The sequence below is a fragment of the Burkholderia pyrrocinia genome, assembly GCF_003330765.1.
In the GTDB taxonomy this organism is placed as follows: domain Bacteria; phylum Pseudomonadota; class Gammaproteobacteria; order Burkholderiales; family Burkholderiaceae; genus Burkholderia; species Burkholderia pyrrocinia_B.
In genome coordinates, this window is the sequence record NZ_CP024903.1 from 2,879,734 (window position 1) to 2,900,699 (window position 20,966).

The 20,966-nt window shown below is 67.7% G+C and carries 18 protein-coding genes; 11 read left to right on the plus strand and 7 right to left on the minus strand.

Features of this window, described 5'->3' with window-relative positions; translation table 11 throughout:
* The first annotated feature begins 31 nt into the window (after positions 1–31).
* Positions 32–199 (plus strand): hypothetical protein, encoded by a 168-nt coding sequence (locus CUJ89_RS38705; RefSeq protein ID WP_236655002.1) that lies wholly within the window; start codon positions 32–34, stop codon positions 197–199.
* Positions 196–1,335: an acyltransferase family protein gene (locus CUJ89_RS30715; RefSeq protein ID WP_114181010.1), complete on the plus strand. Its 1,140-nt coding sequence runs from the start codon at positions 196–198 to the stop codon at positions 1,333–1,335. Before CUJ89_RS38705 ends, CUJ89_RS30715 begins: the two co-directional genes overlap by 4 nt.
* A gap of 156 nt (positions 1,336–1,491) precedes the next feature.
* On the opposite strand, the gene CUJ89_RS30720 is transcribed toward CUJ89_RS30715, so the two are convergent.
* Together CUJ89_RS30720 and CUJ89_RS30725 are read right to left on the minus strand one after the other, a co-directional pair.
* Entirely contained in the window at positions 1,492–2,082 is a 591-nt protein-coding gene (locus CUJ89_RS30720; protein WP_114181011.1) for a class I SAM-dependent methyltransferase, read from the minus strand.
* A gap of 245 nt (positions 2,083–2,327) precedes the next feature.
* Positions 2,328–3,311: an aldo/keto reductase gene (locus tag CUJ89_RS30725; RefSeq protein ID WP_114181012.1), complete on the minus strand. Its 984-nt coding sequence runs from the start codon at positions 3,309–3,311 to the stop codon at positions 2,328–2,330.
* 120 nt (positions 3,312–3,431) lie between these two features.
* Here CUJ89_RS30725 and CUJ89_RS30730 point away from each other — a divergent pair, with 120 nt between their 5' ends.
* Complete coding sequence (locus CUJ89_RS30730; protein WP_114181013.1) at positions 3,432–4,352, plus strand: LysR family transcriptional regulator; 921 nt, start codon at positions 3,432–3,434, stop codon at positions 4,350–4,352.
* 39 nt (positions 4,353–4,391) lie between these two features.
* On the opposite strand, the gene poxB is transcribed toward CUJ89_RS30730, so the two are convergent.
* Both poxB and CUJ89_RS30740 read right to left on the minus strand, forming a co-directional pair.
* Positions 4,392–6,113: a ubiquinone-dependent pyruvate dehydrogenase gene (gene poxB, locus CUJ89_RS30735; protein ID WP_114181014.1), complete on the minus strand. Its 1,722-nt coding sequence runs from the start codon at positions 6,111–6,113 to the stop codon at positions 4,392–4,394.
* Positions 6,114–6,341: 228 nt separating this feature from the next.
* A complete protein-coding gene (locus CUJ89_RS30740) occupies positions 6,342–6,869 on the minus strand; it encodes an Lrp/AsnC family transcriptional regulator (protein ID WP_114181015.1) in 528 nt (175 codons plus the stop codon).
* Between the two features lie 149 nt (positions 6,870–7,018).
* On the opposite strand from CUJ89_RS30740, the gene mdeB reads away from it, so the two are divergent.
* A complete protein-coding gene (mdeB, locus tag CUJ89_RS30745) occupies positions 7,019–9,748 on the plus strand; it encodes an alpha-ketoglutarate dehydrogenase (protein ID WP_114181016.1) in 2,730 nt (909 codons plus the stop codon).
* A 60-nt stretch (positions 9,749–9,808) separates the two neighbouring features.
* Here the strand turns inward: mdeB and CUJ89_RS30750 are convergent, their stop codons facing one another.
* From CUJ89_RS30750 to CUJ89_RS30760, 3 genes are all read right to left on the minus strand, one after another.
* Entirely contained in the window at positions 9,809–10,282 is a 474-nt protein-coding gene (locus CUJ89_RS30750; RefSeq protein ID WP_114181017.1) for an RES family NAD+ phosphorylase, read from the minus strand.
* Positions 10,279–10,782, minus strand: coding sequence for an antitoxin Xre/MbcA/ParS toxin-binding domain-containing protein (locus CUJ89_RS30755; protein WP_201752348.1), 504 nt, complete (start codon positions 10,780–10,782; stop codon positions 10,279–10,281). The genes CUJ89_RS30750 and CUJ89_RS30755 overlap by 4 nt, the downstream gene beginning before the upstream one ends.
* A gap of 110 nt (positions 10,783–10,892) precedes the next feature.
* A complete protein-coding gene (locus tag CUJ89_RS30760) occupies positions 10,893–11,393 on the minus strand; it encodes an Lrp/AsnC family transcriptional regulator (protein WP_114181655.1) in 501 nt (166 codons plus the stop codon).
* A 198-nt stretch (positions 11,394–11,591) separates the two neighbouring features.
* On the opposite strand from CUJ89_RS30760, the gene CUJ89_RS30765 reads away from it, so the two are divergent.
* The 7 genes from CUJ89_RS30765 (at position 11,592) to CUJ89_RS30795 (ending at position 20,953) form a co-directional block, all read left to right on the plus strand.
* Complete coding sequence (locus CUJ89_RS30765) at positions 11,592–12,608, plus strand: 1-aminocyclopropane-1-carboxylate deaminase (protein WP_114181018.1); 1,017 nt, start codon at positions 11,592–11,594, stop codon at positions 12,606–12,608.
* Positions 12,609–13,145: 537 nt separating this feature from the next.
* The gene (locus CUJ89_RS30770; RefSeq protein WP_114181019.1) at positions 13,146–14,561 is read left to right on the plus strand and encodes an undecaprenyl-phosphate glucose phosphotransferase; all 1,416 of its coding nucleotides are present in this window, start codon (positions 13,146–13,148) and stop codon (positions 14,559–14,561) included.
* A 61-nt stretch (positions 14,562–14,622) separates the two neighbouring features.
* On the plus strand, positions 14,623–15,759 hold the full coding sequence (locus CUJ89_RS30775; RefSeq protein WP_236655003.1) for a polysaccharide biosynthesis/export family protein: 1,137 nt from the start codon (positions 14,623–14,625) through the stop codon (positions 15,757–15,759).
* Positions 15,756–16,253 carry a low molecular weight protein-tyrosine-phosphatase gene (locus tag CUJ89_RS30780; RefSeq protein ID WP_114181021.1) on the plus strand — a complete coding sequence of 166 codons (498 nt, stop codon included), beginning with the start codon at positions 15,756–15,758 and terminating at the stop codon, positions 16,251–16,253. Before CUJ89_RS30775 ends, CUJ89_RS30780 begins: the two co-directional genes overlap by 4 nt.
* Positions 16,254–16,257: 4 nt before the next feature.
* Positions 16,258–18,555, plus strand: coding sequence for a polysaccharide biosynthesis tyrosine autokinase (locus tag CUJ89_RS30785; RefSeq protein ID WP_114181022.1), 2,298 nt, complete (start codon positions 16,258–16,260; stop codon positions 18,553–18,555).
* Positions 18,552–19,799, plus strand: a complete 1,248-nt coding sequence (locus CUJ89_RS30790) for a glycosyltransferase family 4 protein (protein WP_114181023.1) — start codon at positions 18,552–18,554, stop codon at positions 19,797–19,799. Before CUJ89_RS30785 ends, CUJ89_RS30790 begins: the two co-directional genes overlap by 4 nt.
* Complete coding sequence (locus CUJ89_RS30795; RefSeq protein ID WP_114181024.1) at positions 19,796–20,953, plus strand: polysaccharide pyruvyl transferase family protein; 1,158 nt, start codon at positions 19,796–19,798, stop codon at positions 20,951–20,953. Before CUJ89_RS30790 ends, CUJ89_RS30795 begins: the two co-directional genes overlap by 4 nt.
* The last annotated feature ends 13 nt before the right edge of the window (positions 20,954–20,966 follow it).

Sequence of the window (20,966 nt, forward strand, 5' to 3'; positions counted from 1 at the left end):
CGCGTTCCGCACGTCCCCCAAGGAGTTTCACTTGAAGCACTGGCGCCGCGCACTGTTCGCATTCGCCGCCGGCCTCCCGGCCGCCGCGTCCTCTTATGCCCGTCCCGTCTGCACCGTCGTCGCCGACGCCGGCCTGCGCTCGCGCGACACGTTCCTGGCCGCGCTGCCGGCGCTCGCGAAACCGGCGCGGCCGCAATGAGCGCCGGGCCGCGCAATGCGCGGATCGACCTGCTGCGCGGCGTGTCGATCCTGCTCGTCCTGCTGCATCACTTCAACATCGCGTATCCGCTGCGCGACACGGCGCTCGCGCGCGTGCTCGGCTGGAACACGATCCATGCGATCGTGCGCAACGGCAACTATGGCGTGACGATGTTCTTCGCGATCTCGGGCTACCTGATCACGTCGAATGCGCGCCGGCGCTGGGGCAGCCTCGGCGCGCTCGACGTGCGCGCGTTCTATGTGTCGCGCGTCGCGCGGATCGTCCCGTGCCTGCTCCTGCTGCTCGCGCTCGTCAACGGCCTCGCGGCGGCCGGCGTGCCGATCTTCGCGAACCATGCGCCGCAGGGCATCGCCGTGTCGTTCTGGCGCGTGAATCTCGCGTCGCTCACGTTCTGGATGAACGTGCTGATCGGCGCAGCCGGATGGGTCAACTACGCGCTCGGCGTGCTGTGGTCGCTGTCGGTCGAAGAGGTGTTCTACCTGTCGTTTCCGCTGCTGTGCATCGTCCTGCGCCGCGACACGCGGCTGTTCGCGTTCTGGCTGCTGGTCGCCGCGATCGGTCCCGTGTACCGCTTCACGCATCCGGGCGACGAAGGCGGTTTTCTCTACGCGTACTTCGCGTGCTTCGACGGCATCGCGATCGGGTGCTGCACCGCGTTGCTCGCCGAACGCGCACGCTGGCAGGTGCTCGCGGCAGCGCCGGTGCAATGGCTCGCAGCAGCGGCGATGACGGTGCTCTACCTCGCGTGGCCGATCGCCGAGAGCCATGTCATCGGCGTATCCGCGATGGCGCTCGGCACGGCCGTGCTGCTGATCGGCGCACATGCCGAACGCGAACGCGCGCACGGCCGCATGCTCGCGCCGCTGCGCTGGAGCGGCCGGCTCAGCTACGAGCTGTATCTGTTCCACCTGATCGTGCTCGGCGCGCTGCGCACGTTCTGGCCACCGTCTGCCACGCATGGTGACGGCAAGCTGGCATTGCTCGTCGCGTATCTGATGCTGTCGGCCGGCTTGAGCGCGATCATCGCGCGCGGCTATGCGACACCGCTCGACCGCGCCATCAAGCGGGTTGCGTCGCGGCCTGCGGCGCGCGTGCCGGACGGCGCGCGCTTCTAGCGCGCGATCGGCAATCCCTGCCGGGTGGCAGCGGGCCAAGGGAAAAATTGGCCGAGCCCCTGCCGTACCGCAAGACGGGCCGGTTCCCCCCGGCGTCGATGCTTTCGAAAACCGGAAGGAACTGTACGACTTCTGAAAGGATGCGGCGCGGCTGCGTCAATCGACGTGTTCGACGGTGGCGCTGCGCACGGTCACGATTCGCGCAGGCGGAATATTTGCCCAGACGATACGACTGCCGCAGGCAACAAATGCCGAATCGCCCAGCGGATGACGGCGGGGCGAACGCAAGTCGTATGTAAATTGAATCATCACGCCGTCTGCCGACAGCACGCGATGACATTGATCGATGATGGCCGTCACGTCCTGGCGCGGCAGCGTGCGCAGCGGCAGGCACGACACGATCGCATCGACCCGCGCGTCGGGCGGCAGCAGCCGCTCGAGCTGCCGCGCGTCGCCCGACACGATCGAGATGCCCGGAAAGCGTATGCGCAGGTGCCGCACGAACGCCGGCGAACGCTCGACCACCACGAGGCGCCGTGGCGCGACGCCGCGTTCGAGCAACGCCGCGGTGATCGCGCCGGTGCCGCCGCCGAGTTCGACGACCAGCCCGTCGCCGTCCGGCACCGCGTCGGCCATCTCGCGCGCCAGATGCCGCGAACTGGGGCACAACGCGCCCACCGCGGCCGGACGGCCGACCCACTCGCGCACGAACAGTGCCGAGACACGCCACATGTTCGGCCTGATCATTGGCCGACCTTGACCGGTTGCGCCGTCGGCTTCGACATGCCGGCGACTTCGTGGGACAGGGCTACGGCGACACAGGGCTTGTTCATGCGCATCCTCCTGGACGAATCGGTCCGTCGCAGGAAGAGCGACGATCAAATCGATTCTAGGAAACGCAATATTAAGGCGACGTGAAGATTGTCCCTAATACGTCGCAGTGCTGCACGCGCGAGCCGGTGCCGGTGCCGGTGCCGGCGCCGGATGCCGGATCAACGATCGATGCGCTGCTGGAAGTGCGCGGGATAACGCTCGCCAACGATCCTGACCTGCTCCAGCGCCGTCTCGATCGCGGCGAGATCGTCGGCCGTCAGCACGACGGCGGCCGCGCCCACGTTCTCGTCGAGCCGATGCAGCTTCGTCGTGCCCGGAATCGGCACGATCCACGGCTGGCGGGCCAGCAGCCATGCAAGCGCGATCTGCGCGCGCGTCGCGCCTTTGTCGGCCGCGATCCGGCCGAGCAGATCGACCAGGCCCGCATTGGCCTTGCGGTTTTCCTCCGAGAAGCGCGGTACGACATTACGGAAGTCCGTCTTGTCGAACGTCGTGCTCGCATCGATCGCGCCGGTCAGGAAACCTTTCCCGAGCGGGCTGAACGGCACGAAGCCGATGCCGAGTTCCTCGAGCGTCGGCAGGATCCGCACCTCCGGCTCGCGCCACCACAGCGAATACTCGCTTTGCAGCGCGGCCACCGGTTGCACCGCGTGCGCGCGGCGAATCGTCTGCTCACCGGCTTCCGACAGCCCGAAGTGCGCAACCTTGCCCTCGCGGATCAGATCCTTGACCGTACCGGCCACGTCCTCGATCGGCACGTCCGGATCGACGCGATGCTGGTAGAACAGGTCGATGCGGTCGACCTTCAGCCGCTTCAGCGCCGCATCGGCCACTTCCCGGATCCGCGCCGGCCGGCTGTCGACGCCCTTCATCGGCTCGCCGTTCTCGAAACCGAACTTGGTGGCAATCACGACCTGATCGCGAAACGGCGCAACCGCCTCGCCGACCAGTTCCTCGTTGACGAACGGGCCGTAGGCTTCCGCCGTGTCGAAGAACGTCACGCCGCGCTCGAACGCGGCGCGTATCAGCGCGATGCCGGTCGCCTTGTCGACGGCCGGGCCATAGCCGTAACTCAATCCCATGCAGCCGAGCCCGATTGCCGAGACTTCGAGGCCGCTCTTTCCTAGCACGCGCGTTTGCATTGAATTTCTCCTGCTGAAAGTGATGACGATCGACGGGATGCCGAAGGAGCCAGTCTAGGTTGATAGATACCGCTCAACAATCGGCGTACTCTTTCATGCGTTATTGAGGAAATTTCATCAATGCTCCGCACCGGCCTCGGCGAACTGACGACCTTCATCACGATCGCGGAGCAGCGCAGCTTCAGCGGCGCGGCCCGCATCCTGGGCGTGTCGCCGTCAGCGCTGAGCCATGCGATCCGCCACCTCGAAGCACGGCTCGGCGTGCGGCTGTTCAACCGCACGACCCGCTCCGTCGCGCTGACGGAGGCCGGCGAACAGCTGCTGCTGCGCGTACGGCCCGCCGTCACCGACCTCGAAGACGCGCTGAACGACGCCGCGACCGCCCGCAATCGCCCGTCCGGCCAGATCCGGATCAGCGCATCGGAATCCGCTTCGCGCCCGCTCATCCGGCACGTGTTGCCCGGTTTCGTCGCACGGTATCCGGATATTCACGTCGAATTCGTCGTGGATTCGCGGCTGATCGATATCGTCGACCAAGGCTTCGACGCCGGCATCCGCGTACACGAGGACGTGCCGCGCGACATGATCGCCGTGAAGTTCGGCGACGCGGTCCGCTTCATCACGGTTGCATCGCCCGCGTACTTGTCGTGTCACGCGCCGCCGGAGAGCCCGCAGGACCTTACGCGTCACCGGTGCATCCGGTTCCGGTTCGAAAGCGGCGCGATCTTTCGCTGGGATCTGATGCGCAACGGCAAGAACGTCAGCGTGGACGTCGACGGACCGATGACGCTCGGCAACCCGAACCTGATGGTCGAAGCGGCGCTGGCCGGCATCGGGATCGCATGGGTAACGGAATCGCGCGTCACCGACCATCTGGCTTCCGGGCGGCTGGTGCGCGTGCTGCCCGGGTGGGAGCAGAATTTCGACAGCCTGTGCCTGTACTACCCGGCGAACCGTCATCCGCCGGCCGCGCTGCGGCTGTTCGTCGAGGCCGTGCGCGAGTGGGCGACGCAGCCCCGGCCGGTCGACAACGAATCGTGAACCGCGCGCGCCGCACGATGCAGCGCGCCCGGCGCCGCCTCACCTCAGGTTGGTTCTCGCGAGCTCGACAATCTCGTCGCCGCGCCCGCTGAGGATCGCGCGCAGCATGAACAGGCTGAAGCCCTTCGCATGCGCGATCTCGATCTTCGGCGGCATCGCGAGCTCGTATTTCGACGTGACGACGTCGACGACGGCCGGCCCGTCATGCTCGAACGCCATGCTCAACGCGTGCTCGACGTTCTCCGAATGTTCGACGCGCACGCTGAAGATGCCCGCGCCCTTCGCGATCGCCGCGAAGTCGGTCGGGCTCAGGTCGACGTTCGTGTCGAGATAGCCGGCCGCCTTCAGCTCCATCGACACGAAGCCGAGCAGGCTGTTGTTGTACACGACGATCTTGATCGGCAGGTTGAGCTGGCGCGCGCTCAGCAGATCGCCGAGCAGCATCGACAGCCCGCCGTCGCCGGACAGCGACACCACCTGCCGCCCCGCATGCGCGCCCTGCGCGCCGAGCGCCTGCGGCATCGCGTTCGCCATCGAGCCGTGGTTGAACGAGCCGTGCAGTTGCCGCTTGCCGTTCATCGTCAGGTAGCGCGCAGCCCACAGCGTCGGCGTGCCGACGTCGGCCGTGAAAATCGCATCGTCGGCCGCGACTTCGTCGACGATCTTCGTCAGGTATTGCGGATGGATGGCACGGCCCGGCGGCTCGGCCACCGCGAGATCGTCGAGCCCCTTGCGCGCGGCCGCGTAGTGCTTCAGCGCATTCTCCAGAAAGCGCCGCTGGGTCTTGCGCGTGAGGCGCGGCAGCAGCGCCGCGATCGTTTCCTTCACGGTGCCGACGAGGCCCAGCGCGAGCGGCGCGCGATGCCCGAGCTGCGAGCCCTTCCAGTCGATTTGCGCGACCTTCGCGTTCGACGGATAGAACGGCCGGTACGGAAAATCCGTGCCGAGCATCAGCAGCGTGTCGCACGATTCCATCGCGTGATAGCCCGAGCTGAAGCCGATCAGCCCCGTCATCCCGACGTCGAACGGGTTGTCCCATTCGACGAACTGCTTGCCGCGCAGCGCATGCACGACCGGCGCGCCGAGCGTATCGGCCAGCGCGACCACTTCGTCGTGCGCGCCCTGCGTGCCGCTGCCGCACAGCAGCGTGACCGCGTCGGACCCGTTGAGCAGCGCCGCGAGCCGGTCGAGGTCGGCATCGGCCGGCAGGATCGACGGCGGGGACGATTCGCTCCACGCCGGCGCTTCTTCCGGGCCGTCGCCGAGCGCGATGTCGCCCGGCAGCACGATCACCGCGACGCCGCGCTCGTCGATCGCCGTGCGCATCGCGCGCGCGAGCACGCGCGGGAACTGCGACGCGTTCGTCACCAGCTCCGCGAAGTGGCTGCACTCGCGGAACAGTTCCTGCGGGTGGGTTTCCTGGAAGTAGCCGAGGCCGATCTCGGTCGACGGGATGTGCGCGGCGATCGCAAGCACCGGCTGGTGATTGCGGTGACAGTCGTACAGCCCGTTGATCAGGTGCAGGTTGCCGGGGCCGCAACTGCCCGCGCACACCGCGAGCCGCCCGGTCGACGCCGCATCCGCGCCGGCCGCGAACGCCGCGCTTTCCTCGTGGCGCGTATGCATCCACCGGATCGAGCCGATCTGGCCCAGGCTGAACGACAGGCCGTTCAGGCTGTCGCCCGTCACGCCCCAGATGCGCTCGACGCCCGCCGCAGCCAGCGTCTTCGCCAGGTATTCCGCCATCGTCTGTCTTGCCATGATGCCCTCGCTCGTTGATGGGTCGTCACACGATTGATCCGGCTCCGGCGGCCGCCCTCGCCGCCGACCGGACGAGCATACGCGATCGTCCCGCGCGGCGTCGCGACGATGCGGACGCGTCGCGCGGTCACGCGGCAGCGACCGCGCTCGCATCGGTCCGTTCCTTTCGGCCAGGTCGGGCAATCGCCGCCGTTTCGTCGGCAACCGGGCAGGCAGGCACGCGCGCGCTCAACTCCAGTCCGACGCCGACTCGTCCGGATCGACGAGCGTCAGGCCCGCCGCCGGCAGCGGCAGCGCGGTCTTGTAACGCACCTGCTTCAGCGCGAAGCTCGACCGGATGTTCGACACGCCGGGAATCGTCGTCAGACGCTCGATGATGAAACGTTCGAGCGTGCGCATGTCCGGCATCACGACGCGCAGCAGATAGTCTGCGTCGCCCGACATCAGGTAGCACTCCATCACCTCGGGCCGCTGCGAAATCGCCTCCTCGAAGCGCCGCAGCGCATCCTCGACCTGTTTCTCGAGGCTGACCTGGATGAACACGTTGATCCGCAGGCCGAGCGGCTCGGGATCGAGCAGCGTGACCTGCTGCCTGAACAGCCCGAGTTTCTCGAGCGCGCGCACGCGGTTGAAGCACGGCGTCGACGACAGGTTCACCGCGCGCGCGAGCTCCGCGTTCGTGATCCGCGCGTTCTGCTGAAGCTGGTTCAGGATGCCGATGTCGATGCGGTCGAGCCGCTTGGGCGAGGTGCTCATAGTTTGAATATTCCTGATCTCAAGACGATTCAAGAATATTTACACTATCCGGCGGCAAATTCCCACCGAAATCAGACGCAAATTCTGTGAGCCGGCGCGTAGCATGAGTCTCCTTGATGCGTGCCTCCGCCGGCGCGCGGGGGACTCACATGACGGATCTGTCGAACGGTATCGAACACGCGCAGCGCGCGGCCCTCGCGCGCGTCGATGCGGACCCGGAAGAAACCACCGAATGGCTCGAAGCGCTCGACGCGGTGGTCGCGCACGTCGGCCGGGAACGCGCGCAATACCTGTTCGACCGCCTCGCCGAACATGCGCGCGCGAGCGGCCTCGCGTCGCCGCGCACGCCCGTCACGCGCTACCTGAACACGATTCCGCTCGCCGAGCAGCCGCCGTATCCGGGCGACCCCGATCTCGAGGAACGGCTGTCGGCCGCGCTGCGCTGGAATGCGCTCGCGATGGTGGTGCGCGCGAACCGCGCGTACGGCGAACTCGGCGGCCACATCGCGAGCTATGCGTCGGCGTCCGACCTGTTCGAAACCGGCTTCAACCATTTCTTCCGCGCGTCGTCACCCGCGGCCGGCGACGCAACCGGCGCGGTCGGCGGCGATCTCGTGTACTTCCAGCCGCATTCGTCGCCGGGCGTCTATGCGCGCGCATATCTCGAAGGCTTCCTCACCGAGGACCACCTGAAGCACTACCGCCGCGAAATCGCCGGCCCGGGCCTGTGCTCGTATCCGCATCCATGGCTGATGCCCGACTTCTGGCAGTTCCCGACCGGCTCGATGGGGATCGGCCCGATCAACGCGATCTACCAGGCGCGCTTCATGCGTTACCTGCGCGATCGCGGGCTCGCGGATACGGCGGGCCGTACCGTGTGGGGCTTCTTCGGCGACGGCGAGATGGACGAACCCGAATCGCTCGGCGCGCTGTCGCTCGCCGCGCGCGAAGGGCTCGACAACCTCGTGTTCGTGATCAACTGCAACCTGCAGCGGCTCGACGGCCCCGTGCGCGGCAACGGCCGCGTGATCGACGAGCTCGAAGCGCAGTTCGCGGGCGCCGGCTGGAACACGATCAAGGTGCTGTGGGGATCCGACTGGGATCCGCTGTTCGCGCGCGATCACGCCGGCGCGCTCGCCCGTGCGTTCGCCGAGACCGTCGACGGCCAGTTCCAGACCTTCTCCGCGAACGACGGCGCATACAACCGCGCGCGCTTCTTCAGCCAGGACCCTGCGCTCGAAGCGCTCGCGGCACAACTCACCGACACGGAGATCGACCGCCTGCGCCGCGGCGGCCACGACGCGCGCAAGCTGCACGCGGCGTATGCGCGCGCACTCGCGCACCGCGGCCAGCCGACCGTGATTCTCGCGAAGACGATGAAGGGTTACGGAATGGGCACGGCCGGCCAGGGCCGGATGACGACCCATCAGCAGAAAAAGCTCGACGTCGACGATCTCAAGGCGTTCCGCGACCGCTTCCGGTTGCCGCTGTCGGACAGCGACGTCGAGCAGCTCAGGTTTTACAAGCCAGCGGAAGACAGCCCGGAAATGCGTTACCTGCATGCACGCCGGGCTGCCCTGGGAGGCTATCTGCCCAGAAGGCGGAGAGTGGCATCGAAGGGGCTGACCGTTCCTTCGATGCCGGCCTGGGGAGCGTTCGCGCTGGACGCGGCCGGCCGCGAGATGTCGACGACGATGGCGCTCGTGCGCATGCTCGCCGCGTTGATGAAGGACCACGACATCGGTTCGCGCGTCGTGCCGATCGTCGCCGACGAGGCGCGCACGTTCGGCATGGCCAGCCTGTTCCGGCAAGTCGGCATCTACTCGCCGTTCGGCCAGCGCTACGAGCCCGAAGATCTCGGCTCGATGCTCTATTACCGCGAAGACACGCGCGGCCAGATCCTCGAGGAAGGCATTTCGGAAGCGGGCGCGATCTCGTCGTGGATCGCGGCCGCGACGTCGTACAGCGTGCACGACCTGCCGATGCTGCCGTTCTACATCTACTACTCGATGTTCGGTTTCCAGCGGATCGGCGATCTGATCTGGGCCGCCGCCGACCAGCGCTCGCGCGGCTTCCTCGTCGGCGCGACGTCGGGGCGCACGACGCTCGGCGGCGAGGGGTTGCAGCACCAGGACGGCAGCAGCCATCTCGCGGCGTCGACGATTCCGAACTGCCGCGCGTACGATCCCGCGTTCGCGTACGAGGTTGCGACGATCGTCGACGCAGGCATGCGCGAGATGGTCGAAGCGCAGCGCGACGTGTTCTATTACGTGACGGTCACGAACGAGAACTACGCACAGCCTTCGATACCCGGCGGCGATGCGTCGGCATTGCGCGAAGGAATACTGAAGGGGATGTATCCGCTGCCGGCCGATTCGAATGCGGGCGCGCGCGTGCAGTTGCTCGGCTCGGGCGCGATCCTCGGCGAAGTCGTCGCCGCGCAGCGAATGCTGAAAGACGACTGGAACATCGACGCGGCCGTGTGGAGCGTCACGAGCTTCACCGAGCTGCAGCGCGACGGAATGGCGGCCGAACGGCTGTCCCGCCTCGACGACGCGCCGGTCGCACCGTACGTCACGCAGGCGCTTGCCGCATCGCGCGGGCCGGTGATCGCCGCGACCGATTACGTACGTGCGGTGCCCGAACTGATCCGCGCGTACGTGCCGCGCCGCTACGTGACGCTCGGCACCGACGGGTTCGGGCGCAGCGACACGCGCGAGGCATTGCGGTCGTTTTTCGAGGTGGATCGCGCGAGCATCGTGCTCGCCGCGTTGAAGGCGCTGGCGGATGAGCAGGAGATCGACGATGCCGTCGTGCGTGCCGCGCGCGAACGGCTCGGCAAGGCTCCGCAGTCGGACATCGCGCCGTGGCAATGCTGATCGGGCGATACGAAGGTGCGGCGGCCGACGGCTGTTCTTCGATCAGCGCGATACGATAGCCTAGCCGAAGAGACGAGGGTCCAGCGCGAACGCTTCTTTGCTGATGACTTTCACACTCGACGCAAAATCCGCATGCATCGGGTTCAGCAGCAAATTGAAGTCGGTCGGGCAGACGACTGACGGCACGCGCATCGCCAACTGCTCGCCCGCTTCAAGCCAGGCCTGCCCGATCCGGGCGGTCGACTCCGGATCCTGTGACAGCGCCGCCCAATCGTCCGGCAGGTCCGGCTGGTGCGCGTTGTCATGGACGGTGTCGGGCACTTCGAGCGTCACCAGGAAAAATCCGCTAGCAGGAAGCAAGCCGGACATATGGACCAGCGCCTCCAGCAACGACGTCGACGCATGGCAGCAGGTGTACAGCACGCGCATGCCGCGAGGATTCCAGCGGCCACCCGTAATCGCCGCACCGTTCCCGCTCAGGTCGTCTGCCAGGTAGCGACCCTTGCGTTCTTTCGCGAGACGGTACAGCCTCACGCAGCGACCCCGAACTGTGCACGGTTCAGAATATCTCGCACACGGTCGTAGCCAGGCTGCACGTCGAGCACTTCAATCGGCTTCAAACCGTCAAGCTCCGCGTTCGCCCGGCTCATCCACTCCGCGGCACGCTTGCCATCCTCAAACAGATCGGTGGCGAGATCCAGCACATAGAGCACGCGCGCAACGCGATCGGACTCGCCTTGCGACAGCCGATCGTGCTTGGCAATTTTCCGCAGAATGGTCGAGCTGGGCAGGCTCAGCGCATTCAAGAGGGTCTGAACCGGCACACCGAGCAACTCGCGCGCAACGCGCTCAATGATGGCCGCGTCGAAACCATCGGCGATCGTGCGTCGCTGCGACATCGGCGCCATCCGGCGAAAGGTGTCGAAATCGCCCTTGCCAGTACCCAGACCGTTCGAGCTGCCCGCAGCCTTTGCGGTGCGGGACGCGGCCGCCCGCTTGGCAGGCTGGCGGGCCGCAGGTGGGGTTGCTGTCATGACGACTCCCGAATGGGTCAATTGATTCTCCCATTGTACGCTCTCAATCGGGAACTTGGCATTATCCAAATGGCATAGCCGTAGTCGCCGGAAATCGACGGCGCGCTGCGCTAGACCGGCAGCACATGCGTCGACAGAATCTCCTTCAGCACCATGAATGACCGCACCTGCCGCACGCCCGGCAGATAGATCAGTTGCTCCGCGTGCAGCCGGTTGAAGCTCTCGTTGTCGCGCGTGCGCACCAGCATGAAATAGTCGAACTCGCCGGTCACGACGTGGCATTCGACACACCCCGACACCTTCTGCGCGGCCTTCTCGAACGCGGCGAACGCCTCCGGCGTCGAGCGGTCGAGCACGAAGCCGATCACGACGAGCATGCCGGCACCGAGTGGCTTCGGGTCGAGCAGCGCGACGATCCCGCGAATCATCCCCATCTCCTTGAGCCGCTCGACGCGCCGCAGGCACGCCGGCGCGCTCAGCTTCACCCTGGCAGCGAGGCTCACGTTCGAGATCGACGCGTCCTGCTGAAGCTGCCTGAGGATCGCGCGATCGATGCGATCGAGCGCGGGCGCGGCATCGGCCGGCGTCGACGATCTTCCACTTAATTTCATTGCGTCATCCTCCATTTTTTTGAATCCGAATTGCTTGATTGATGCGCGATTCGTTCCCAACGTAGGTCGACGATATTTATTTCGCAAGCTCATTTCTCGCCTGCATGCCTATCATTTTTTCATCGGGAGACGGCGTGCCGGCTCCTCCCGAGCGCACCGCTTCCCGTGCAACCCCTGCCTTTCCGGAGACACCATTCGATGAACCTGCAACGCTTCCCCCGTTATCCGCTGACGTTCGGCCCGACGCCGATCCAGCCGCTCAAGCGCCTGAGCGCGCACCTCGGCGGCAAGGTCGAGTTGTATGCGAAGCGCGAGGACTGCAACAGCGGCCTCGCGTTCGGCGGCAACAAGACCCGCAAGCTCGAATACCTGATCCCCGACGCACTGGCGCAGGGTGCGGACACGCTCGTATCGATCGGCGGCGTCCAGTCGAACCAGACGCGGCAGGTCGCGGCCGTCGCCGCGCATCTCGGGATGAAATGCGTGCTCGTGCAGGAGCACTGGGTCAACTACGACGATCCCGTGTATGACCGCGTCGGCAATATCCAGTTGTCGAGGATGATGGGCGCCGACGTGCGGCTCGTGCCGGACGGCTTCGACATCGGCATTCGCCGCAGTTGGGAAGAAGCGATGGAAAGCGTGCGGCAGGCGGGCGGCAAGCCGTATCCGATTCCGGCCGGCTGCTCCGAGCATCCGCTCGGCGGGCTCGGCTTCGTCGGCTTCGCCGAAGAGGTGCGGCAACAGGAAACGGAACTCGGCTTCAAGTTCGACTACATCGTCGTGTGCTCGGTGACGGGCAGCACGCAGGCGGGCATGGTGGTCGGCTTCGCGGCGGACGGGCGCGCGAATCGCGTGATCGGGATCGACGCGTCCGCGACGCCGGAGAAAACGCATGCGCAGATCACGCGCATCGCGCGGCATACGGCCGAGCTCGTTGAACTCGGGCGCCGCATCGACGAGCAGGACGTCGTCCTCGACACGCGCTACGCCGGCCCCGAATACGGGCTGCCGAACGACGGCACGCTCGACGCGATCCGCTTGTGCGCGCGACTCGAAGGCATGCTGACCGACCCCGTCTACGAGGGCAAATCGATGCATGGAATGATCGACAAGGTGCGGCTCGGGGAGTTCGAGCCCGGCTCGAAGGTGCTGTATGCGCATCTCGGCGGAGTGCCGGCGCTGAGTGCGTACAGCGTCATGTTCCGGGACGGGTGACCGGCTGACGCGCACGGCATGCGTTTGCGGCGGCTGCACGTGCCGACGCACGCATGCCGGCCCGGAAAATCGCCCCGCGCCGCGCCGGCGGCACATCGCACCCGATCTCCCGCCGAAGTCGTCCCGATTCGACTCCTTCGCGCTGCGGCAATATGCGGCAGCCTCGCTCCCGAGGCCGGAGAAATAGCAGACTTGCCCGCCCGATTATTCGCGCCGATCAGACCCGTATCAAAGCATTCGTACGTGTACCAATAAATACAAAGTCCATTTAATACACGTTCTATTTAAATCACATCCCCGCTTACCGAAAATTGACGCGTGTTTGTTGGGCTCGACGCGTCGCCTCCCACTGACCCGAGCATCGCTCGGTTTCCGGCAGATGCAATTCACGCAGCGCCTGCGATCGACCGATCGGGCAGGCGGCGTCTCATTTCATCGATTGTTTGCGTTGTCCGGCGCCCGCCCTCGTGGCGCGCAATCGCGTCCGGCAATCGGCTCGACGAACGCAAATCAAATCAATCGGCAGGGGAAGGGTTTATGAATACCGCATTCGAAGAACGGCGAGCCGCCTCACCATCGGCAGCAGCGGGGCTGCTCGCGCGGATGTCGGATCTCGTTCTGATTGCATTCGGTGCAGCGGGAACAACATGGGTACTGCCGGGCCAAAGCGGCCATCACGCCGCCGAAGTGGCGCTCGTCGCCTGTGCCGCAACGTTCGCGATGGCGCTGTTTCCTGCATTGGGCATCTATCGCACGGCGCGCATGCGTTCGAAGTGCCGGGCCGCGCTCCGCATGTGCATCGCGTGGGGCCTGGCGCTGGCGTGCGCGACGCTCGTCATGCTCGCGCTGTACGGCGCGCGGTTCGCGTCGCCGCTCTGGCTTCTGTGCTGGGCGTCGACGAGCGGCGCCGCACTCGTCGCGGCGCGGCTCGTCGCCCGCACGACGCTCGACCGGATCAGCGGCGCCGGCGAGCGCGACCGTGCCGTGGCGATCGTCGGCACGGGCGTGCATTGCGCAGCGGTCCTCGAGCGAATCGCACTCGCGCCGCACGCCGGGTTTCGGGCCGTCGCCCTGCTTGACACCGCGTGCGCCGGGCAGCATGCGCGCGACGGCGTCCCGCTATTCGGCGATCTCGGCGCATTCGCGGCGCATGTACGCACGCAGTCGATTCCCGAGGTGTGGATCGCGTTGCCGATTGCCGAAGAGCAGGCCGTACTGGCCGTCCTCGACGCGTTCCGACTCGATCTCGTCAACGTTCGCTTCATGCCCGACGTCAGCAAGCTCGCGCTCTTCGAAGGCGAAATGGTCGATCTGGTCGGCGCACCGGCCATCAACCTGGTCGCATCGCCGCTATCCGCGAGCGCACTGCTGCAGAAGGCCGTCTTCGACCGCATGTTCTCGGCGGCCGTGCTGGTCGGCATGGCGCCGCTGCTGCTCGCGATCGCCGTCGCGGTCCGGCTGTCGTCGAAGGGCCCCGTCCTGTTTCGACAACGCCGCAAGGGCGCGGACGGCAAGATCTTCACGATCTACAAGTTCCGGACGATGCGACTCCATGCCGACGCCGATGGCCGCGTCCGGCAGGCGACGCGCGCCGATCCGCGCGTAACCCGGATCGGCGCGTTCCTGCGCCGCACGAGCCTCGACGAGCTGCCGCAGTTCGTCAACGTGCTGCGCGGCGACATGTCCGTCGTGGGGCCGCGCCCGCACGCGATCGAGCACGACACGCTGTACCAGAAGATCGTCGACGGCTACATCCATCGGTACCGCGTCAAGCCCGGCATCACCGGCTGGGCACAGATCAACGGCCTGCGGGGCGAAACGGATCGCATCGACAAGATGCAGCACCGCGTCGAGGCCGATCTCCATTACCTGCGCAACTGGTCGTTCGCACTCGACATGCACATCGTTGTCGCCACCGCTACCCGCGGCTGGACGCACCGCAACGCGTACTGACCCAACCGAGACGCGGCAGCACGGCGCCGCATCATTGAAAGGACTGCTTATGAGAACCGCCATGATCGGACGGATCGGAAACGCGTGCCCGCGCGCCGTTCGCGTCGTGTTGCTGGCCACCGCCAGCCTTGCGCTGTCCGCCTGCGCATTCGCGCCCGGCATGCGCATGAGCGACGCACATCCCAGCGCCGCGAGCGCGGCCGACGATGCGCCACGCTATGAGATGACGGAGATCGACGCCGCGCTCATTCATGCGCTGAAAGCGCAGGCGGCACGGCAACTGGCCACGCAGGCCGACCTGCTGGCCGCACCGCCCGGCGCATACCGGATCGGCCCGGGCGACGTGCTGCAGATCACCGTCTGGGACCATCCCGAGCTCGCGGCCGCGCAAGGCGCCGCCACGCAGAATGCGCCGCGTGCCGCCGATCCCGTCGCCGGCTTCGTGGTGGACCAGAACGGCGACCTGTCGTTTCCGTTCGCCGGCAAGGTGCCCGTCGGCGGGCTGACCGCCGCCACCGCGCAGACCCGCATCGTCGCCGCCCTTGCCCGCGTGTATCGCGATCCGCAGGTGACGCTGCGCGTCGCGTCGTTCCGCTCGCAGCAGGTCTATATCGACGGCGAAGTCCGCACGCCGGGCGGCCAGCCCGTCAACGACGTGCCGATGACGCTCTACGAGGCGCTCGGCCGCGCGGGTGGGATGAGCCCCGCCGCCGACCAGAGCCGCATCGCGCTGGTGCGCGGCGGCGTCACCTATCCGCTCGACCTGACCCGGATGCTGCGGCATGGCCAGAATCCGGCCGACGTCGTGCTCGCGCCCGGCGACCTGCTGCATGTGCCGGCCCGCAACGAGTACGGCGTCTACGTGATGGGTGAAGTGAACAAGCCGTCGCTCGCGCTGCCGCTGCGCGACGGCCGTCTGACGCTGTCCGACGCGCTGTCGCAAGCCGGCAGCGTGAACGCCGGTACCGCCGACGCCGCGCAGATGTTCGTGATCCGCGGCTCGCAGACGGGCAACCCGCAGGTGTTCCATCTCGACGCGCGTTCGCCCGTGTCGATGGTGCTGGCCAACGAATTCGAGCTGCAGCCCCGGGACATCGTCTACGTCGACGGCAACAGCCTGGTGCGCTTCAGCCGCGTGCTGAGCCTGCTGCTGCCGGGCGTCAGCACCAGCGCCGCCGCCGCGCTCGCCGTCAAATGAGCGCCGCAACCACGCTGGTTGTCGTCTGCATCGGCAACGTCTGCCGCAGCCCGATGGCGGAAGCGCTGTTCCGCGCGCGCCTGCCGGACGTCGACGTGCAGTCGGCCGGCCTCGGCGCGCTCGTCGGACAGCCGGCCGACCCGCACGCGGTCGCGCTGATGCGCGAGCGCGGCCTCGATATCGCCGCGCATCGCGCGCGCCAGTTGCCGGCCTGGCTCGCGACGCGGGCCGACCTGATCCTGACGATGGATTCCGGCCAGACGCGCGGGATCTCCCACCGCTATCCGCACCTGCGCGGCCGCGTGTTCCGGCTCGGCGACGGCGCGCCGCACGGCTTCGACGTGCCGGATCCGCATCTCGGCACGCGCGCGTCGTTCGAACGCAGCCTCGCGCTGATCGAACGCGGCATCGCGGGCTGGTGCGCAAGGATCGCGCCGGACGCCCCGCCGGACGGCACCTCGCCGTCCGCTCCCTCACCCCGTCTTCCGGACTGAATCGATGACGTCAATTTCTCCCCCTCTGCACGCGCGGGAACGCACCGACGAGATCACGCTGACCGGCGTGATCGACGTGCTCGTGTCCCATCGCTGGCTGATCGCGTGCGTGACCGCCGCCTGCGTAGGCATCGGCACGCTGTATGCGTTTCTCAGCCATCCGCAATACCAGGCCGACATCCTCGTGCAGGTCGAGGACAGCGGCGACGCATCCGCCGCGAAAAGTCTGCTCGGCGACGTGTCGTCGCTGTTCGACGTCAAGTCGACCGCCGCCGCGGAAGCGCAGATTCTCTCATCGCGTCTCGTCGTCACGCGCGCCGTCGACGATCTGCGCAGCTATATCGTCGTGGGGCCGAAGCGCTTCCCCGTGGTCGGCGATTTCATCTCGCGCTTCAACATCGGCATCGCCCGCCCCGGCCTGCTCGGCATCGGCGGCTATGCGTGGGGCACCGAGCGCGCCGATCTGGCCCGCTTCGACGTGCCGCAACCGCTCGAAGGCGATCGCTTCGAGCTGACGCTGCTCGACGCCGGGCGCTACCGGCTGTCCGGTTCCGCGCTGCCCGCCGCCGTCACGGGCCGGATCGGTCAGCCCGGACGCTTCGCGACCGCGAATGGCCCGATCGTCATCGACGTCGCTGGCATCGATGCGCACCCGGGCACCCGCTTCACGCTCGTGCGCCAGTCTCGTGCCGAGACGATCGACGCGTTCCGGCATGCGCTCGACGTGCAGGAGAAGGTCAAGCAGTCCGGCGTGATCGTCGCGACGCTGCGCGGCCCCGATCCGCAGCGCGTGCAGGCGCAACTGAAAGCCATCGCGGACCACTACGTCCGCCAGCACATCGAGCGCCGCTCCGCGGACGCCGCGCAGTCGCTCGCGTTCCTCAACGCGCAGTTGCCCATGCTCAAGAAGCAGTTGCAGAAGGCCGAACAGCGCTACACGGACATGCGCAACGCGAACGGCGCGCTCGACCTGACCGAGGAAGCGAAGCTGATCCTGCAGCAAACCGCCGACGCGAAAACCCGCCGGCTGGAACTGCAGCAGAAGCGCGATGAAATGGCTTCCCGCTTCGCGCCAGGACATCCCGACATGGCCGCGCTCGACGCGCAAATCGCAACGCTGCAACGCCAGCAGCAGGCATTCGACCGTCAGGTCCGGCGCCTGCCCGATCTCGAGCAGGATGCCGTGCGGCTGATGCTCGACGTCAAGGTCGATACCGACCTCTACACGGCGCTGCTCGGCAACGCGCAGCAGCTCGAACTGGTCAAGGCCGGCCGAACCGGCAGCGTGCGGCTCGTCGACGCGCCGATCGTGCCCGAAGATCCGGTTCGCCCCAAGCGGCCGGTGGTGATCGCCGCCGCCGCGCTGTTCGGCTTGCTGTTCGGCACCGCGCTCGCGTTCGCGCGCGACTTCCTGTTGGGCGGCGTCGGCAGTGCCGACGAGATCGAACAGCATCTCGGCGTCAGCGTCTACGCAACGATTCCCGATTCGCCCGATCAGCGGCGCATCGCCCGGCAAATGGCCGCGCACGCGCCGGGGCCGCACCTGCTGAGCACGCTGGCGCCGCACGATCCGGCGATCGAGAGCCTGCGCAGCCTGCGCACCGCGCTGCGCTATGCGATGCAGGACGCGAGCAACAACGTGCTGCTGCTGAGCGGCCCCGCGCCGGGCGTCGGCAAGTCGTTCGTGGCCGCGAACTTCGCGGCGCTGCTCGCCGCGAACGGCACGCGCGTGCTGCTCGTCGACGGCGATCTGCGCAAAGGCTATCTGCATGAGTATTTCGGCGTCGCACGCGAGCGCGGCTTTGCCGAGCTGGTATCGGGCATGGCCGAGCCGCAGGACGTGATTCACGCGAACGTTGCGCCGAACCTCGATTTCATCGCGACCGGTGCGTTGCCGCCGAATCCCGCCGAAGCGCTCGTCCATCAACGGGTCGATGCATCGATCGGCCTGCTGTCGGCGCGCTACGACGCGGTGGTGATCGACTCCGCGCCGATTCTCGCCGTCACCGACGCGGTCGTGCTCGGCCGTCGCGCGGGCGCCGTGCTGCTCGTCGCCCGCGCCGGCTCGACGCGCCTCGCCGAGCTCGACGAAGCGGCCCGCCGCCTCGCGCACAACGGCATCGCCGCGCGCGGTGTGCTGCTCAACGGCGTCGCGCCGCACACCGGGCGCTACGGCGCGCGCGACGGCGCGTATCGCTACATGCAATACGACTACGCACCGCGCCACGGCGCGACAGATTCGTCGTCCAGAAGCAGGCTGCGCGCGCTCGCGGCGCGCATGCGTCGCGGAGGTGCGCGATGAGCGACCGGATCGATCTCGACGCCATCCAGCGCGCCGGCACCAGCCCTGTCGCGCCCACACCGGCCGTGCGCACCGTGCGCCGCACCGGCGCCCTGCCCGCGCGTCGGCTGCGCATCGTGCTCGTCGCCGAAGCCGCGGGTGGCGGCGTGGCCGTCCATCTCGCCAGCCTGATCGACGGGCTGAGCGCCGATGACAACGTCGAGCTGCATCTCGTCGTGCCGCACGGGCCGCGCTTCGACACATCGATACTCGATGCGCGCGTGCTCGCGCATTGCCGCTCGGTGCACGCGGTGCCGATGCGGCGCGCGGTCGGCTGGCGCGACGCGCTGGCCGTCGCGCACCTGTATCGCCATCTGCTGCGCATCCGGCCCGACATCGTGCACAGCCACAGCTCGAAGGCAGGCGCCATCGCGCGGCTGTGCGCGGGGCCGTGGCGGCAAGTCTATACGCCGCACGCGGTGTATACGCTCAATCCGTCGCTGAGCGATCGGCAGCGCCGCGTCTACGGCGCGATCGAGAGCATGCTCGGCCGCCTGCGCACGAGCCGGATCGTCGCGGTGTCGCGCGACGAGGCCGATCATCTGCATGACGCACTCGGCATTCCGACGCGGCGCATCGACACGATCGTCAACGGCGTGCCGCCGCCGGCCCTGATGCCGCGCGACGACGCGCGCTGCGCACTCGGCGTCGCGGGCAACCCGCTCGTGATTGGCTTCGTCGGGCGCTTCGATCACCAGAAAGGCGTCGACCGCCTCGTGCGAATCGCGCGCGGCGTCTACCGGCAATGCGGCGCCGACGTGCAGTTCGTCGCGATCGGCCCCGGCGATTTCGCGGCGGCGGCAGGCCGCGACGCCGATGACCTGTCGCCGAACCTGCGCGTCGTCGGCGCGCTGGCGCGCGCGAACCGCTACTTCTCCGCATTCGACCTGTTCGCGCTGCCGAGCCGCTACGAAGGCTTTCCGTATGTCTGCCTCGAAGCGATGGCGGCCGGCGTGCCGATCGTCGCGTCGCACGTTGCCGGCGCGGCCGAGCTGATCCGCGCCCGCGAGATCGGGGTCGTCGTGCCGAACGACGACGATACGACCGATTTCAAGCACGCCGTCGTCACGCTCGCGCGCGACGCCGCGTTGCGCGGCGCGATGCGTGCGAATTGCGCGCCGGCCGCCCGGCACTACTCGGCGGACGCGATGGTCCGCCAGACGCTCGACCTCTATCTCAGCCTCGTTCCCAGGAAGACGACATGACCTCGCCCACCCATGTGGCGCTGCTGCATGCGTACAGCGCTCGCAATTCCGGGGACGGCCTGCTGGTCGACCTCTCCATCGCGCTGCTGAAGGAAGCCTTCGGCGACGCGATCCGTGTATCGATCGTCGCCGCCGACCCGGCGTCGTTCCCCGCGTACGCCGACGTGCGTGCGGCACCCGTACTCGCGGAACACGGCACGAGCCGCCTGATCGGCGCGGCGAGCGCCGCGTTGCCGGTTTCCGCGAACGCGCGGCTGGCCGGTTTGCGCCGCCTGCTCGCTAGCGTCGACTTGATCGTCGGCGTCGGCGGCGGCTATCTGCGCGCGCGCGATTCCGTCGAAGCGCTGAAGCTCGAGGCCGGCCACCTGCTGCAGATGCGCGCGGCATACGCATCGAGCAAGCCGACCATCTACCTGCCGCAAAGCATCGGCCCCGCGCGATGCGCAGCGCCGGTCGCCGCGCATCTGCGGCACCTGCTCGCGTCGTTCGATTGCGTATTCGTGCGCGACGACCGGTCGGCCGCGTTCCTTGCCGCCAATCCGAACACGCGGCGCGCGCCCGATCTTGCCGTGCTCGACTTCGAGCACCGCCGCGACGCGATCCTGAGCCGCGCGGCCCTACGCAGCGACGGCGAGGTCCGCCATGTCGCCTTCGTGCTGCGCCGCGCGCCGGGCTGGAACCGTGCGCAACGGATGCGTTACGCGACGTCGATCGCGCGGCTCGTCGCACAGATCGGCGCGGCCTGTCGCGTCAGCTTCGCAGTGCAGAGCACGGGCCGCGGCAACGACGACGTCGCGTACTACCGCAGCATCGGCATCCGGGACACGCTCGTTCCGCTCAGGATCCTGCTCGACACGGACACGCCGGACCGCGTGATTTCCGTGCGCCTGCACGGCGCGCTCGAATCGGTGCTGCACGGCGTCCCCGCGTTCCATCTCAGCTACGAACGCAAAGGCTTCGGCGCCTATGCGGACCTGCGACTCGACGACTGGGTCGTCAACGGCGCCGACTTCGATCCGGACGCCGTCGCACGCACCGTGCTCGCTCCCGACGCCGCGGCCGCGTTCTGGCAGACCGCGCAAACGGGTTTCGAGCAGATCCGTATCGGCCGCGCACGCGTGATCGCCGCGCTGCGCGCGGCACGCGCCGCCTGACACCTACCGGAAT

Excerpts from the sequence above, each read along its gene's own strand:
- CUJ89_RS30720 (WP_114181011.1), bottom strand. The coding sequence starts at position 2,082 with ATGATCAGGCCGAACATGTGGCGTGTCTCGGCACTGTTCGTGCGCGAG.
- CUJ89_RS30730 (WP_114181013.1), top strand. The coding sequence starts at position 3,432 with ATGCTCCGCACCGGCCTCGGCGAACTGACGACCTTCATCACGATCGCG.
- CUJ89_RS30785 (WP_114181022.1), top strand. The coding sequence starts at position 16,258 with ATGACGTCAATTTCTCCCCCTCTGCACGCGCGGGAACGCACCGACGAG.
- CUJ89_RS30775 (WP_236655003.1), top strand. The coding sequence starts at position 14,623 with ATGATCGGACGGATCGGAAACGCGTGCCCGCGCGCCGTTCGCGTCGTG.
- CUJ89_RS30740 (WP_114181015.1), bottom strand. The coding sequence starts at position 6,869 with ATGAGCACCTCGCCCAAGCGGCTCGACCGCATCGACATCGGCATCCTG.
- CUJ89_RS30780 (WP_114181021.1), top strand. The coding sequence starts at position 15,756 with ATGAGCGCCGCAACCACGCTGGTTGTCGTCTGCATCGGCAACGTCTGC.
- CUJ89_RS30770 (WP_114181019.1), top strand. The coding sequence starts at position 13,146 with ATGAATACCGCATTCGAAGAACGGCGAGCCGCCTCACCATCGGCAGCA.
- CUJ89_RS30755 (WP_201752348.1), bottom strand. The coding sequence starts at position 10,782 with ATGACAGCAACCCCACCTGCGGCCCGCCAGCCTGCCAAGCGGGCGGCC.
- mdeB (WP_114181016.1), top strand. The coding sequence starts at position 7,019 with ATGACGGATCTGTCGAACGGTATCGAACACGCGCAGCGCGCGGCCCTC.
- CUJ89_RS30725 (WP_114181012.1), bottom strand. The coding sequence starts at position 3,311 with ATGCAAACGCGCGTGCTAGGAAAGAGCGGCCTCGAAGTCTCGGCAATC.
- CUJ89_RS30715 (WP_114181010.1), top strand. The coding sequence starts at position 196 with ATGAGCGCCGGGCCGCGCAATGCGCGGATCGACCTGCTGCGCGGCGTG.
- CUJ89_RS30765 (WP_114181018.1), top strand. The coding sequence starts at position 11,592 with ATGAACCTGCAACGCTTCCCCCGTTATCCGCTGACGTTCGGCCCGACG.
- CUJ89_RS30760 (WP_114181655.1), bottom strand. The coding sequence starts at position 11,393 with ATGAAATTAAGTGGAAGATCGTCGACGCCGGCCGATGCCGCGCCCGCG.
- poxB (WP_114181014.1), bottom strand. The coding sequence starts at position 6,113 with ATGGCAAGACAGACGATGGCGGAATACCTGGCGAAGACGCTGGCTGCG.
- CUJ89_RS30790 (WP_114181023.1), top strand. The coding sequence starts at position 18,552 with ATGAGCGACCGGATCGATCTCGACGCCATCCAGCGCGCCGGCACCAGC.
- CUJ89_RS30795 (WP_114181024.1), top strand. The coding sequence starts at position 19,796 with ATGACCTCGCCCACCCATGTGGCGCTGCTGCATGCGTACAGCGCTCGC.